This window comes from Buttiauxella noackiae, from assembly GCF_000737905.1.
GTDB classification, from domain to species: Bacteria; Pseudomonadota; Gammaproteobacteria; order Enterobacterales; family Enterobacteriaceae; genus Buttiauxella; species Buttiauxella noackiae.
In genome coordinates, this window is sequence record NZ_JPRU01000005.1 from 139,146 (window position 1) to 153,967 (window position 14,822).

General features: G+C 50.6%; 17 protein-coding genes. 15 read left to right on the forward strand and 2 right to left on the reverse strand.

What is annotated here, in order from left to right; all coding sequences use genetic code 11:
• The first annotated feature begins 104 nt into the window (after positions 1-104).
• The 3 genes from IX31_RS19600 to mdcH all read left to right on the forward strand — a co-directional run bounded on the left by IX31_RS19600 (position 105) and on the right by mdcH (position 2,715).
• Complete coding sequence (locus tag IX31_RS19600; protein ID WP_034461260.1) at positions 105-1,064, forward strand: AEC family transporter; 960 nt, start codon at positions 105-107, stop codon at positions 1,062-1,064.
• A 3-nt stretch (positions 1,065-1,067) separates the two neighbouring features.
• On the forward strand, positions 1,068-1,685 hold the full coding sequence (locus IX31_RS19605; RefSeq protein WP_034461261.1) for a malonate decarboxylase holo-ACP synthase: 618 nt from the start codon (positions 1,068-1,070) through the stop codon (positions 1,683-1,685).
• Between the two features lie 121 nt (positions 1,686-1,806).
• Positions 1,807-2,715: a malonate decarboxylase subunit epsilon gene (mdcH, locus tag IX31_RS19610; RefSeq protein ID WP_034461262.1), complete on the forward strand. Its 909-nt coding sequence runs from the start codon at positions 1,807-1,809 to the stop codon at positions 2,713-2,715.
• Here mdcH and IX31_RS19615 read toward each other — a convergent pair.
• Positions 2,699-3,637 (reverse strand): LysR family transcriptional regulator, encoded by a 939-nt coding sequence (locus IX31_RS19615; protein WP_034461368.1) that lies wholly within the window; start codon positions 3,635-3,637, stop codon positions 2,699-2,701. The genes mdcH and IX31_RS19615 overlap by 17 nt on opposite strands.
• A 306-nt stretch (positions 3,638-3,943) precedes the next feature.
• On the opposite strand from IX31_RS19615, the gene IX31_RS19620 reads away from it, so the two are divergent.
• From IX31_RS19620 to IX31_RS19630, 3 genes are read left to right on the forward strand one after another with little or no spacing between them, the layout of a single operon-like run.
• On the forward strand, positions 3,944-4,957 hold the full coding sequence (locus tag IX31_RS19620) for a TRAP transporter substrate-binding protein (protein WP_051880778.1): 1,014 nt from the start codon (positions 3,944-3,946) through the stop codon (positions 4,955-4,957).
• A 47-nt stretch (positions 4,958-5,004) separates the two neighbouring features.
• The gene (locus IX31_RS19625) at positions 5,005-5,547 is read left to right on the forward strand and encodes a TRAP transporter small permease (protein WP_051880779.1); all 543 of its coding nucleotides are present in this window, start codon (positions 5,005-5,007) and stop codon (positions 5,545-5,547) included.
• A 12-nt stretch (positions 5,548-5,559) separates the two neighbouring features.
• Positions 5,560-6,867 (forward strand): TRAP transporter large permease, encoded by a 1,308-nt coding sequence (locus IX31_RS19630; protein WP_034461264.1) that lies wholly within the window; start codon positions 5,560-5,562, stop codon positions 6,865-6,867.
• A 322-nt stretch (positions 6,868-7,189) separates the two neighbouring features.
• Here the strand turns inward: IX31_RS19630 and IX31_RS19635 are convergent, their stop codons facing one another.
• Positions 7,190-7,684: a glutathione peroxidase gene (locus IX31_RS19635; RefSeq protein ID WP_034461266.1), complete on the reverse strand. Its 495-nt coding sequence runs from the start codon at positions 7,682-7,684 to the stop codon at positions 7,190-7,192.
• 450 nt (positions 7,685-8,134) lie between these two features.
• Between IX31_RS19635 and IX31_RS19640 the strand changes: the two genes are divergently transcribed.
• From IX31_RS19640 to IX31_RS19680, 9 genes are all read left to right on the forward strand, one after another.
• The gene (locus IX31_RS19640) at positions 8,135-8,452 is read left to right on the forward strand and encodes a glycine dehydrogenase (protein WP_034461268.1); all 318 of its coding nucleotides are present in this window, start codon (positions 8,135-8,137) and stop codon (positions 8,450-8,452) included.
• 17 nt (positions 8,453-8,469) lie between these two features.
• A complete protein-coding gene (locus IX31_RS19645) occupies positions 8,470-8,832 on the forward strand; it encodes an SFCGS family glycine-rich protein (RefSeq protein ID WP_034461269.1) in 363 nt (120 codons plus the stop codon).
• A 2-nt stretch (positions 8,833-8,834) separates the two neighbouring features.
• Positions 8,835-9,131, forward strand: coding sequence for a DUF4312 family protein (locus tag IX31_RS19650; protein ID WP_034461270.1), 297 nt, complete (start codon positions 8,835-8,837; stop codon positions 9,129-9,131).
• A 23-nt stretch (positions 9,132-9,154) separates the two neighbouring features.
• On the forward strand, positions 9,155-9,931 hold the full coding sequence (locus tag IX31_RS19655) for a DUF4311 domain-containing protein (RefSeq protein WP_034461272.1): 777 nt from the start codon (positions 9,155-9,157) through the stop codon (positions 9,929-9,931).
• An 11-nt stretch (positions 9,932-9,942) separates the two neighbouring features.
• A complete protein-coding gene (locus tag IX31_RS19660) occupies positions 9,943-10,584 on the forward strand; it encodes a DUF4310 family protein (protein ID WP_034461273.1) in 642 nt (213 codons plus the stop codon).
• Positions 10,585-10,632: 48 nt separating this feature from the next.
• Entirely contained in the window at positions 10,633-11,766 is a 1,134-nt protein-coding gene (locus IX31_RS19665) for an amidohydrolase/deacetylase family metallohydrolase (protein WP_034461274.1), read from the forward strand.
• Positions 11,750-12,868, forward strand: coding sequence for a DgaE family pyridoxal phosphate-dependent ammonia lyase (locus IX31_RS19670; protein ID WP_034461275.1), 1,119 nt, complete (start codon positions 11,750-11,752; stop codon positions 12,866-12,868). The genes IX31_RS19665 and IX31_RS19670 overlap by 17 nt, the downstream gene beginning before the upstream one ends.
• A complete protein-coding gene (gene dagF, locus IX31_RS19675; protein WP_034461277.1) occupies positions 12,865-13,605 on the forward strand; it encodes a 2-dehydro-3-deoxy-phosphogluconate aldolase in 741 nt (246 codons plus the stop codon). Before IX31_RS19670 ends, dagF begins: the two co-directional genes overlap by 4 nt.
• Before the next feature lie 62 nt (positions 13,606-13,667).
• Positions 13,668-14,819 carry a lactonase family protein gene (locus IX31_RS19680; RefSeq protein ID WP_034461278.1) on the forward strand — a complete coding sequence of 384 codons (1,152 nt, stop codon included), beginning with the start codon at positions 13,668-13,670 and terminating at the stop codon, positions 14,817-14,819.
• Positions 14,820-14,822: the final 3 nt, after the last annotated feature.

A 14,822-nucleotide genomic window follows, 5' to 3' on the forward strand; every position in this document is an offset into this window, starting at 1 on the left:
ACGATAATAATGGGCGCCGTTAGAGCGCCCAATAAACAACACTCGTCTGAAAATAATAACTATCGCGCTCGTGCCAGATTTCTTTTTTAACTACAGGTGAAGTTATGACTTACGTAATTGTTCATGCTCTTGCGCCCATTTTTGTCATCATGCTGCTCGGCTTTTTCGCTGGTAAAGCAAAGATGGTCGATAACAAAAATGTTTCCTTGCTCAATATCTTTGTAATGGATTTCGCTCTGCCTGCCGCACTGTTTAGTGCAACGGTTCAAACCCCATGGGAAGGTATCGTTAAACAGTCACCAATGAGTGTGGTGCTGGTTCTGGCAATGTGGATTACCTACGCTGCGATTTATTTCCTGGCGACCAAAGTATTCAAAAAATCTCCGCAGGATGCGGCTGTACTGACATTGACCGTTGCGTTACCAAACTATGCTGCACTTGGCCTGCCAATTTTGGGTAGCGTGCTGGGTGAAGGTCCATCAACGTCGCTGTCTGTTGCGGTTTCTATCGCTTGCGGTTCCGTACTGATGACGCCGTTCTGCCTGATGATTCTGGAACGTGAAAAAGCGCGTGCCGCGGGCGAAGCTGCCGGTTCTACACTTGCGATGCTGCCAGTTTTGATGTGGCGTTCACTGAAAAAACCTATCGTTTGGGGCCCGCTGCTGGGTGTAATTCTGTCAGCGATTGGCATTCGTATGCCGGACCTGCTGCTGTCGTCTATCAAACCACTGGGGATGTCAGCAACTGCTGCTGCGCTTTTCCTGACCGGTGTGATTCTTTCTGCCCGTAAGCTGAAAATCAACACCGTGGTTTGCACCGCGACCATCACCAAACTGCTGATTCAGCCATTCATCGCCTGGGGTATCGTGCTGGCGTTGGGTCTGAGCGGCCCGATTGCTATCACTGCCATTCTGATGATTGCGCTGTCTGCTGGTTTCTTCGGTGTGGTGTTTGGCAACCGTTTCGGCGTGCAGTCTCCTGATGCAGAGGCCGTCTTGCTGCTGAGCTCTGTGCTCTCTATCCTGTCGTTACCGCTGTTTATCTCTTTGACTTCAGGAATGTAAAACATGAACACACCACGCCCACACGACTTACTCTGGCTTAGCGAAAGCAACGCGCTTGAAGGCGTGAGTGAAGAGTGGGTAGCAAGCCAGTGGCGGCCTCAGCTTCCAGTGGTAGTGCGGCGTGATGTGAATACTGACGCGCGCATTCCGGTAGGTGTTCGTGGAATGCGCCGCGACCAGCGTGCAGCCGGTTGGGTGAATGCCGCAAAGATTAAACGCGTCGTTTCCCCGGAATCACTTGCTTCACGCGAACTCTTAATGAAATCCCCGTTTGTTTCAATGCCGCCTGTTCAGGGGGCTATTCAACTGGCACTGCGTGAATGGCCCTGGGTTTGGGGTATCACCGGCAGTGTGGGTTACGCGTTGGCGACCGAAGTCCCGGTACTGCATGCGGATAGCGATCTTGATTTAATCATTCGTTGCCCTGAGCGTGTAGAACGCGAGGCGCTATTGGAATGGCAGCAGGTCATCGGCCAGTTGTTATGCCGTGCCGATACGCAAATCGAAACACCGTTAGGGGCATTTGCGCTGGCAGAATGGTTGCGTGATGGACGCGTGCTGCTGAAAACCAGCAGTGGGCCGCATCTGGTCACCGATCCGTGGTTGTCAGGAGAAAAGTAAGGCCTTTCTTTTGTAGAGTGGATAAGCGAGAGCGACATCCACTGTTTACGCCAGCTCTGGCGGGTGACGCGTTGCTTACTCGCCCTACAAAACCTATTCGACGGACGTTGTTGGCAATCATATGAAAATTCTCTTTACCTTTCCCGGGCAGGGAACGCAACGTGCAGGCATGTTGCAGACGTTGCCGCAAAATAGCGACATTATGGCGCGTGTTCGCGCTGTTTTAGGTGATGAAGCCGATTCGCTTGATACGCCTGAAGCACTGAAACATACCCGTGCCGTTCAGCTTTGCCTTCTTATCGCTGGTGTTGCTAATGCACAGGCGCTGGAACGTAACGGCGTGCTGCCCGATATGGTGTGCGGCCTGTCCATCGGTGCTTTTCCGGCAGCCGTAGTTGCAGGTGCTTTGGACTTTGAAGATGCGCTACGCCTTGTCGCATTGCGCGGTGATTTAATGGAGCAGGCGTATCCGCAAGGGTATGGATTAACGGCGATCACTGGTTTGCAGTTAAGCCAGGTGGAAAAGCTGATAGAAGGTAGCGGAACTTACATCGCCAATATCAACGCCGAACAGCAAATCGTAATTGCGGGCCGCGATAAGGATATGGCGCAAGTCGCGCAACGCGCACTGGCATCAGGGGCGCAGAAGGCGAAGCAACTGGCGGTAAGCGTGCCGTCACACTGCGAATTACTGCGTGAACCGGCGCTGAAGCTGCAACAGGCTTTCGCCGATGTGACACTGACTCGCCCGCGTTGTACTTATCTCAGTGGCAGTACTGCGCGAGTAGCCTGGCAACCAGAGAAAATTGCTGAAGATTTGGCGCTGAATATGTCGCGTACCGTACGCTGGCGCGATGCGATGATCGCCGCTAACGAACGCGATGTGCGCCTGGCAATCGAAATGCCACCTGGAAGTGTGCTAACAGGCCTGACGCGACAGGCATTTCGTGAAGGTGAAATGTTGTGTGCAGAACAAAACAGCGTGGAGCTGATTAAACGCCTGGCTGAGCGCGTTAAAGAACTGCGTTAGGCGTATCAATAATCGAGCGGGCGTACATGCGCCCTTCGGCGGCCAGCGCCAATAAATTCGGGTCAAGCTCGCGGTTACGGGCAAAAACAATCGCAATAGATTGCTGCATTTGATAAGGCTCGGCGAGCTTGAGCAGTTGCACCGAATTTTCATAAACTTTCTTCATTCTCCCCGGCATTAACGCCAGTCCCACACCTGCCTGTACCAGGCTTATCATCGAGAAAATATCGTTCACGCGCGTCACAATCTCGGGCTCAAAACCTGCAATGTGAAACGCTTCCTGGAAACCGTTATAGGTCGCAAATCCTTCGGCTAATGAAACAAATTTTTCGCTGTGGTAATCACGAAGATCGGCAAGTTTGCTGGTATTGAGTGGGAAAGTACTGGATGCGGCGAGGAAAATATCATCCTGAAATAATGGCAGCACCTCCAGGCGGTTACGGTCGATTTCGCTTTCCGAAATAGAAATCAGAATCGCGTCAAGTACGCCATCTTCAAGCATGTTGAGTAACATTTGATTGGAACCCATGGTGAGATCCATCTCAAGCTCAGGGCGGCGCAATTTCATTCCCATAATCAGACGCGGCACAGTTTCAAGCGTCAACGAATAGAGCGTGCCGATGCGCAGTCTTCCTTGCCCAACACCCGCCGCCTGGCGCGTTTCTTCAATACCACGCGCCATCAGCGCTACGGCTTCCTGGCTGTGTTCGAGCAGAGTGTAAGCCGATGGCAGAGGCACCAGGTTGCGGCCTTTATGGATGAACAGCGGGCAGCGCACACCTTCTTCAAGCGTATGCAACGCGCGATGGACACTTACACCACTAATACCAAGTGTTTCAGCGGTACGGGCGATGTTTCCCTTTTCCATAAACGCAATAAAAATCTCGAGTTTACGGAAGGTGATTTCTGCATCTATTTTCATTAGTTTTCCGAATGTTTCACCCAGTAAGATTGCCATAAAGTACCCTAAAACCGTTGCTGCTTCACTGACTCAGTTCTTGTCTGCGCACTCCCTATTTCTGACGATTGCCGTTTGTCTTTCCAAAAGTAGTTCATTAATTGTGCGATTCATAAGCGTAAAACGCTGCGTTTTTGAGATCTCATCAGCAAAATGAATCAAAAGTTCTTTTTAAATAAAATAACGTTTCATTTTATGGGTTTTTGATGTGTAAATGATTCCGAAACGTAATAGTACCGAACTGAAATCATGGATAAGGGAGTCTGAAGGATGCAGCATTTCAAACATGTTTTGCCAAAAATTTCGCTGGTTGCTACCGCTGTTGCGGCGACAATTTTACTGAGCGGATGTGGAGATGACGCAGCGCCAACAGGCCCTGTAGTCTTGAAAACAGCGTTTAACCAGTCTGAAAACAACCCACAATATAAAGCATTAGTCTCTTTCAGCGATAAGCTGGAATCTGCGACTAATGGTCGCTACAAACTTGAAATTCACCCTAACGAACTGTTAGGTGACCAGCGTGCTTCACTGGAACTGGTTCAGTCTGGCGCGATTCAGATGGCGGTCGTTGCCAACCCACTGGTGGAAAACTTTAATAAAAACTTCTCTGTTCTGGCGATGCCGTACGTTTACGACAACCCGGAACATCAGCGCAAAGTGTTTACTTCGGGCGTGCTGGATAACCTGTTTGCTTCCACCAAAGGCACTGGTTTTGAAGTTATCACCGCCTATACAGCAGGCGCTCGCAGTGTTTACACCAAAGGTGCCGCAGTCACCAGTCCGGCCGATATGCAGGGCAAAAAGATCCGCGTAATGCAGTCCGACACCATGATCAAAATGCTGTCTTGCATGGGTGGAACCGGCGTGCCGATGGGCCAGGGTGAAGTGTATTCAGCGATTCAGCAGGGCGTTCTGGATGGTGCTGAAAACAATGAGATCACTTATGCCGATCTGAAGCAGTACGAAGTGGCTCCTTACTTCTCTGCAACGCGTCATGTCATGGTGGCTGATTTGCTCGTCGCGAATGAAAGCTTCATCGCCAAAATGGATGAAAGTGACCGCGAACTGTTCCGTAAGCTTGCTAAAGAGAGCACCCAGACTCAGTTTGAGCTTTGGGACAAAGCCCTTGATGGCGCGCGTAAAACCGCAAAAGACAACGGTGCAGTCTTCACCGAAGTGGATATCAAGCCATTCCAGGAACGTTGCAAACCGCTGCAAGCAGCCATGTTGACCACCCCGGAACAAAAAGCGCTGTACGAAAAAATTCGTGAGTTGGCCGAGTAATTCGGCTTGAAGTCAGGGGGACGAGGATGTCCCCCGTGGAGATAAAAATGAAAGTTACCCAGTCCATTCCCTCCGCCACAGCATCCAAATCTGATTTTTATTCGCATGTCACACGAGTAAAACAGGCCATTGATAAAGCGGCGTCTTATCTATGTATTTTGATTGTTAGCTTAATGACGCTGCTGGTGACCTGGCAGGTTGCGTCGCGTTATTTATTTAATAGCCCGAGCGCGGTCAGTGAAGTGCTGGCGCGATATTTATTTATCTGGCTGGTGCTAATTGGCGGGGCCTATGTTTTTGGCCTGCGTGAGCATATGGCGATCACTTTTATGCGCGACAAAATGCCGCGTAAATTGCGTCTTTCACTGGAAATTATCGGTGAGTTGGCGACTTCAGTATTTGCATTACTGGTGCTGACTATCGGTGGTTATATCGGTATGAGCCGCCAGATGGCGCAGCTCGACTCTGCATTACAAATTCCTATCGGCATTATCTACATTGCGATTCCACTGAGTGGCGCAATGACGCTGTTCTATTGTCTGTATAACCAATATGGGTTGTTCAGAAAGTTCTCTTCGAAACAAGATTGATTGGGTGTCGATATGGATATTGCAATTATTGTTGCTCTGGTGATGTTTAGCGGCGTATTTATTCTGCTGCTAGCGGGAACGCCAATTAGTATTAGTATTGGGATTTCATCCTTCGCCGCGATGTGTCTTATTTTACCGTTTGATGGCGCGATATTAACCTCTGCCCAACGCGTTTTTGTTGGTCTCGACTCTTTTGCCTTATTAGCCATTCCCTTCTTTATTCTGGCCGGGAATTTAATGAACAATGGCGGGATAGCCATTCGTTTAATTAACTGTGCAAAAATGGTTAGTAACTTCCTGCCGGGTCCTTTGGCGCAAACCAACGTCGTGGCTAATATGCTGTTCGGTTCGATCAGCGGTTCTGGTGTGGCATCTGCGGCGGCAGTGGGTGGCATCATGTCACCAATTCAGAAAAAAGAGCAGTACGACCCGGCGTTTAGTGCCGCGGTGAATATCGCTTCTGCACCAACAGGTATGCTGATTCCGCCAAGCAACTCTTTGATTGTTTACGCAACGGTTGCGGGCAGTGTCTCTATTTCTGCGCTGTTTATGGCGGGTTACGTGCCTGGCATTCTGTGGGGCTTAGGCGTAATGCTGGTTGCTGGTTTTATTGCTAAACGCCGGGGTTATGTCGCTGATCGTTCTGCCAATAAAGGCCAGACACTGCGCATTCTGTTTGATGCGATTCCAAGTCTGATGATGATCGTTGTGGTTATCGGCGGCATTCTGGGCGGCGTATTTACCGCAACAGAAGCATCCGCGATTGCGGTGGTTTATTCGCTGGTTCTTGGCATTATTTATCGCAACATTAAAGTTGAAGATTTGCCGAAAATTTTCCTCGCTACCGCGAAAATGACAGCGATTGTTATTTTCATGCTGGCAGCGTCATCGATTATGTCGTGGGTAATGGCATTTACCAAAATCCCGGCATTGATTGCATCCGGATTACTTTCAGCAACGGATAGCTTTATCGTTATTCTGCTGATTATGAACCTGGTATTATTGCTGGTGGGCACCTTTATGGACCCAACGCCTGCGGTATTAATCTTCACCCCAATCTTCCTGCCAATTTGTATGCAGTTTGGAATGGACCCGGTGCATTTCGGAATCATGATGGTGTTCAACTTATCGCTCGGCACAATCACGCCACCGGTAGGGCCAATATTATTTACCGGCTGTAAGGTCGGGGATATTAAGATTGAGCGCGTGATTAAACCGCTGCTGCCTTTCTTTGCGGTGATTGCGATTGTTCTGATGATGGTAACGTATTTACCGGCTATCTCTATGGCGTTGCCACAGAGCATGGGTCTGGTGAAGTAAGGGAAGTTGAGCGGGGATTTGTCCCCGCTCAGATTGCTTACAAAGGATGATGAACGGGTTTTGTAGGGGGATAAGCGTTAGCGTTATCCACCATTTTCACCAGTATTGTCGGATGACACTGTGTTTATCCGACCTGGTAAAAGGTTTGTCATTAGCCTTAGCGCGCCCATCACTAATGCGCCGCTAATTCCTGAAAGAATGCGGGGTTAGCCTGGATAGTTGCCATCCTGATTTTTCGCAACCCACCACTTCACGAAGAGCCTTTCTTATTCCGCGCGGCAATTATGCCAGTCGGAAGATCTCTAAAAGTGAAGGATTCGAATTACAAGGGCACTTCGGTTTCAAGTGCAGCAAAAATTGCGGCTTCCATTTTCTCTGGGGTTGAGATCGGTGCAAAACGCTTGAGCGGTTTGCCGTCGCGTCCAATCAGGAACTTCGTAAAGTTCCACTTGATTCGCCCGCCCAACATACCTGGCAATTCGTCTTTCAGGTAACGAAACACCGGGTGCGTTGCTGGGCCGTTAACCTCCACTTTCTCGAACATCGGGAAGCTCACACCATAGTTGATGTGACAGGTCTGCGCGATTTCATCGGCACCGCCGGGTTCCTGCTTACCGAACTGGTTGCAGGGGAAACCAAGCACCACCAGCCCCTGGTCTGCGTACTTCTTGTAGAGCGCTTCAAGGCCTGCGTATTGCGGTGTAAAGCCACAATGGCTGGCGGTATTGACCACCAGAACCAGCTTGCCAGCATAGTCGGCCATAGAGATGAGCTGGCCACGCAGACTGATGGCAGTAAGTTGATGAAAGGTGGTCATGTCGAAATCCTCAGAGCAGAATCAGTTTGACGTTAGTATTGCCACGTAGCGCGTTGTTGCTCGGGCGCGTAGTCAATACGGGATCTTTTTTTCATGGTAACGCCAATGAATTAGAGGAAGCACCGGGATTGGGTTCCCGGAGGGACGCCAACCAACTCCCAATACCCATTCATAAGCCTTTCCAATACTTCCCCTAAAATGCCCATCACATCACAATTTCGCTCAAAAATTAACACTGTCATCAATACATTCGCCATCACTAATTCGTGAGACTAATCACATTAACCCAGCGAATTATCATGAATCGGCCACTTTTTGTGGTGCATATCACTCTTGCCTGCGGGATTTCCACTTCAAAGTGGAAAACAACTCGCTACAAACCTTTAACGCCCGCCGATACCTTAAAAGCCTGACAGTGAAGAGGTACGTAGTGTGAATGACGGAGCGGTAATGGTTAATGAAGCCGGGAGTACCGAGACAACGCTACTCACAGAGCGAGTGCTGGCGTTTATCACCAGGCTGCTAAAGAACAGAAACATCACGCCGAACGCGGTGCAGGAACAGATGTTGGCATCCCACGTTCGTGCCATGGCGCATAGGTCACTGACCGGCGAGCCATTGCCAGAAGTTGAAGAGAGCCTGTTTGACGAAATCTCTGATGACTCTCTGGAAATGGCAAAAGAAGTGGTGGAGCAATTTGGCAATTTACCGATTGAAGAAGCGTGGTTGTTGTCAGTGCATTTCGAAGTCGCGAAAGACAATCTTTGAATAATCAGGAGATTCAGATGGAACAGATTACCGTAGTTATTGGCGACCGTTTGGGTAAAGGCCAGAAAGTGGCCGCAGGGATTGAAAAAGCGGGTGGCCGCGCCGTGGTGATTGCAGGCGTTGCTGCTGATATGAAACTGGGTGATGTGATGAAAGCAGAAAACGCCACCTTTGGTATCTCTTTCTGCGGCAGCGGTGGTGCGGGAGCTATCACCGCGCAGACCAAATACGGCTACAAAGCCAAGTACGGCATGCGCTCTGTGGAAGAAGGTGTTACTGCGATCAACGAAGGCAACAATGTTCTGGGCTTCGGCTTTATGGACAAAGAAGAACTGGGCGAGCGTCTGGTGCAGGCCTGGGCCAAGAAGTACGGAAAGTGAGTATGAAAGAACACTTCTCAGAAACGGTGAGAGTGAAGGGGCGTGGTGATACCAAAGCCAAAGCCTTTGCTGATGCTCTGAACCATGTTCAGGGCTCGGTTCTGAAATCTTCTCCCCATATTTTACTGCGTATTGAGCCACAGGATGTGCAGGTTGTTCAGGCGCGGGTACAGGTTAAGAAAGAGGCATTTTTGTTCTTCTTTTTGAAGCGCGAAAAACGCATGTTCAGCGTGGAGCTGGATGTTTCGGTCAACGTAACAGCGATAAATCTCGATAAGGTAGATTTCGCCACGACCTAAAATCACACAGAAAGGACAGACAGATGTTCTTAATAATACTAATAAAATCGCTAATAATCGGGGGGCTCGTCGGCGTAGGTGTTGGCGCTGGAGCTGCACGCATGTTTCACGCGCCAACCACTCAAGGGATGGGCGCTTTTCGTACTCTTGGTGAACTTAACTCCTGTGAAGGAGACCCGGCTTCACACTTCTCATTTGGCTTAGGTTTCTTCTTCAACGCCTGGGCGTCGTCCGTTGCGGCCGGTGCTTTTACCCAGGATGTTGACCACCGCATTATCCCAAACTGGGGCGCTGCCGCGTTGATGGTGAAAAACCGTAACGTCGCGCAAACCCTGCATGACCCGAAAAAGATGGCTATCGCTTGCGGTGTCATCGGCATGATTGTCGTTACCTTCCTTAACACCACCGCATCCGCCGTTCCGGCAGCATTACAGGTTACCGCAGTAAAAGTTCTGGTTCCTGCGGCGAACCTGCTGGTTAACACCGTGATGCCAGTGATTTTCTGGCTGGCGGCGATTGATGCCGGTAAGAAATCAGGCTTCTGGGCGACGATTTTCGGCGGCTGCGCACAACTGATTATGGGCAACGCTGTGCCTGGTTTGGTGCTCGGCATCCTGATTGGTAAAGGTGTGGAAGAGAGCGGCTGGAACCATGTTACTAAAGTGATGATGGTGGCGATTGTCGCGCTATTTGTCTTGAGTGGTTTCTTCCGCGGCTTCGACATGAAAATGATCGAATCCTTCCATCTGACCGTGCCTAACTGGCTGGATCTGATTCATAACTCGCTGAGCGGAAAATAAGGGAGCCTGTGATGGAAGAGAATAAAGGTTTTTGGTACGCCGACTGGTCGTTCCCGATTTTTGTTGGCCTGCTTTCCTCCGGCGTGTTTGCCGGAACACACATGTACTACCTGTATGGCATCGGCGCATTTAACGAAGTGGCGTTTGTTTCCATGCTGCGTGCCGGAATAGATACCGGTGTATACGGCGCAGTCGCCGCATTTGGTGCCAGCTTCCTGTTTGCCCGCATCATTGAAGGCTCATTAGTCGGGATTCTGGATATCGGCGGGGCGATTCAAACCGGTGTTGGGCTGGGCGTACCAGCGTTGTTACTCGGCGCGGGTATCATCTTCCCGGTTGCAAACTTTGCAGCTTCACTGGTAACCGGCCTGGTGATTGGCCTGGCGATTGGTTATGTGATTATTCTGGCGCGTAAATTCACCATCAACCAGAGCAATTCAACCTACGGCGCGGACGTAATGATGGGTGCAGGTAACGCTTCCGGTCGCTTCCTTGGGCCGTTGATTATCCTGAGCGCAATGGCCGCTTCCATTCCGATTGGTATCGGCTCTTTGATTGGTTCTCTGCTGTTTTATCTGTGGAACAAACCGATTACCGGTGGCGCGATTCTTGGCGCAATGCTGTTTGGGGCATTCTTCCCGATTGCTTTGTAGTCCTTTTTGGGCGGGAAGCGTATGCCTCCCGCCAGTCAGGAGAAAACCATGTTTGACTTAATCCTGCGTAACGCCTGTCTGGTGGATGATACCGTCATCGACATCGCGCTGACGGATGGAAAAATTGCCGTGCTTGGCGAGATCGCAGGCGAGGCAAAAGAAGAGCGCCAGCTTAATGGCGAATACTACGTCAGCGCAGGCTGGATTGATTCTCACGTCCACTGCTACCAAAAATCCCCCATTTATCATGACGATCCTGACAGCATCGGCATTAATACTGGCGTGACGACCGTTATTGATGCCGGGAGCACAGGCGCTGACGATATCGACGAGTTTTACGAGCTAACTCGCAAAGCGACGACGGATGTTTACGCATTACTGAACATCTCGCGTGTCGGGTTGATTGCACAGAACGAACTGTCGGTTATGGCGAATATCGACAACATCGCCGTGCGTGATGCGGTAAAGCGCCATCCTGGATTTATCGTTGGCATCAAAGCGCGCATGAGCAGCAGCGTAGTAGGGGAAAACGGCATCAAACCGCTGGATCGTGCGAAAGAAATCCAGCGCGAAAATGGTGATTTACCACTGATGGTACACATCGGTAATAACCCGCCGGATCTCGATGAAATTGCCAATTTACTGACAAGCGGCGACATCATTACTCACTGCTACAACGGCAAACCGAACCGCATTCTCACGCCTGCTGGTGAATTACGAGCGTCGATTTCCAGTGCGATTGCGCGTGGCGTGCGTCTCGATGTGGGCCACGGCTCCGCCAGTTTCAGCTTCGAAGTGGCGAAAATCGCTATCAGTAAAGGGATTCTTCCCCACACCATCAGCTCCGATATTTACTGCCGCAATCGTATTAACGGCCCGGTACATAGCCTCGCAGTGGTGATGTCTAAATTCCTCTCCATTGGCATGTCTCTGCCACAAGTGATTGACTGCGTTACCGCACATGCAGCGCAAGGGTTACGCCTGACGAATAAAGGGCGCTTATCCGTGGGGCTTGATGGCGACCTGACTATTTTTGCCAAACGCCGCCAGCCGACGATCTTTACCGATTCAGAAAGTCAGACGCTCCAGGGCGAACAACTGCTGGTGGCACTTGCTGCCGTTCGCGCCGGGAAGTGGTTTGTTACCGAACAAGGGAAGGAAGAACATGTCTTCGATTTATGAGAAATACAATTTAAAACAAGTCATTAATGCATCTGGCCGCATGACGGCACTTGGTGTTTCTACACCGCGCCCGGAAGTGGTCGAAGCCGTAGCTAACGGTATGAATCATTATTTTGAGATGAAAGACCTGGTGAACAAAACCGGGGAGTACATCGCCAAACTACTGGACGTTGAAGCCGCAACTGTGGTGTCTTGTGCATCTGCGGGTATCGCGCAATCCGTGGCGGCTGTGTTAGTGAAGGATAACGCCTGGCTGATAGAAAACCTGCATGGCACGCCACTTGAGAATAACGAAATTGTGTTGCCGAAAGGCCACAACGTGAACTTCGGCGCACCGGTTGGCACCATGGTTTATCTCGGTGGTGGCAAAGTGGTGGAAGCGGGTTATGCAAACGAATGCTCTGCCGAACAGCTAGCTGCTGCCATCTCCCCGCGTACCGCCGCCATTTTGTATATCAAATCGCATCACTCGGTACAGAAAAGCATGCTCAGTGTTGAGCAGGCGGCTGTCGTGGCGCGCAAACATAACCTGCCGCTGATTGTTGATGCTGCCGCAGAAGAAGATTTGCAGTGCTACTACCGCGCAGGTGCTGATCTGGTGATTTACAGCGGTGCAAAAGCAATTGAAGGGCCAACCAGCGGTCTGGTAATTGGCAAAGCGCAGTACGTTGAGTGGGTGAAGCTGCAAACCGGCGGTATTGGCCGCGCCATGAAAGTGGGCAAAGAGGGCATTCTTGGACTGACCTGTGCCATCGAACACTACTTAACAGCAGCCAAAGAGAGCGGGGCGCAAATGGTCGAAAAAATGACGCCGTTTATCAGTAGTCTCAACACTGTTGATGGTGTGAGCGCCCGTGTAGTGTGGGATTCCGCAGGGCGTGATATCGCACGCACTGAGATTAAGTTCGATGAAGCGGTTATCGGTATCAGCACCAGCGAACTGGTGAGCGCGTTGAAACAGGGTGAATACGCGATTTTCTTCCGCGGCTACAAAGCCAATGAAGGGATTATCGAAGCCGATGTGCGTAGCGTCAGCCCGCAACAGTTAGAGATTATTTATCACTGTATTAGCGCATTGGTAAGCAAGGAGAATCAGGCATGAAACTGACCCCGAACTTTTACCGTGACCGTGTATGCCTGAACGTGCTGGCGGGTTCGAAAGAGAACGCGAAAGAGATTTATGACGCCGCGCAAGGTCATGTGTTGGTCGGCGTGCTTTCTAAAAATTACCCTGATGTAGCAACTGCTGTGGCGGATATGCGTGAATACGCGACGCTTATCGACAATGCATTGTCGGTTGGCCTTGGCGCGGGTGATCCGAACCAGTCGGCGATGGTCAGTGAAATCTCCCGCCTGGTGCAACCGCAGCATGTAAACCAGGTATTTACCGGCGTGGGCGCAAGCCGTGCGCTGCTTGGGCAAAACGAAAGCGTGGTCAATGGTCTGGTTTCCCCAACGGGGATGGTTGGCATGGTGAAAATTTCCACCGGTCCGCTAAGCACAGTCTCCTCTAATGGCATTGTGCCGGTAGATACTGCGATTGCATTGCTTAAAGATATGGGCGGCAGCTCAATCAAATATTTCCCGATGGACGGGCTGAAATATCGCGATGAGTTCCACGCTGTGGCACTGGCCTGTGCAAAACATGATTTCTGGCTGGAGCCGACTGGTGGTATCGATCTCGAAAACTACGAAGAAATCCTGAAGATCGCTCTGGATGCGGGAGTGAGTAAGATCATTCCACATATTTACAGCTCAATTATTGATAAAGCGAGCGGCAATACGCGTCCGGAAGATGTGCGCACTTTGCTGGATATGACGAAGAAGTTGGTTGGCTGATTGGCGGCGGATGGCGCAGCGCCTATCCGCCCTATAAATGCGACAAACAATGAGGAACTCCAATGCCTGCAACACGTAATCTCCTTATCGCTTCACTTGCTCTGCTCGCTGGAACTGCAACAGCACAGAATCAATATGCCTGGGTTGGTACGTACAATCCCAACGGCGAAGGGTTGTACCGTTTTCAGGTGGACGCGAAAACGGGTGCACTGAGCAATAAAACGTTAGTCAGTAAGATCCCAAATGCGGCACAGTTAACGGCATCGAATGATGGCAAAACGTTGTATGTGGCGAGTGAAATGGAGAAGGGCGTAATAGCAGCCTTACGTGTTGGAGATGACGGAAGCCTAAAAGAGCTAAACCAGGTTCCATCAGGTGGAGCAGGGCCGGTTTATCTGTCGCTTACTCCAAACGGGCGCCATCTGCTGGTGGCAAATTACATCAGCGGCTCCGTTGCCGTGTTGCCGGTAAAAGAGGACGGCAGCCTTGGTGAAGCTACCGATACTCAACAAGATTCCGGGCCTCCAGGGGCTGCAAAACCTGAAGCCGCAGTAGAAGGCAGTTTTGCGATAAGCGATCATAACGGCCCACATGCTCATATGATCAGTGCCGATCCCAGTGGGAAGTTTGTGTTTACCACCGATCTTGGGCTGGATCGGATCTATCAATATCGTTTCGATGACTCCACCGGAAAGCTCACCCCCAACGATCCTCCTTACATTAATGCCTCATCAAAAGGTGCGGGGCCACGCCATTTTGTCTTCACGCCAAAGGGCGATGGCTTATGGTTGATCAACGAAGAATCTTCTACGCTTACCCACTACCAACTTGATGTAGCTAAAGGAACCCTAACCGAGGGCGAGAGCATTTCCTCGCTACCAGAGGGGTTCAAAGGAACCAACTTTGCTGCGGGCCTGGTGTTGAGTAAGGACGGGAAACAGCTGTATGTGGCGAACCGTTTGCACAACAGTATTGGGCATTTTAGCGTGACCGCGAATGGCAAGTTATCGCATCAGGATGATATCTGGACACGTGGCGATTACCCACGCACCTTAACCCTCGACCAGAATGGAAAGTACCTGTACGTCATGAATCAGCGTAGCGATAACATTACTCGCTTTAGTGTGTCGCCTGAGGGTGGAAAACTGACGTTTATTGAGGATTACAGTGCGGTTGGAAGTCCGTCACAGTTGATTCTGACGCCTGCTAAGTAGTTG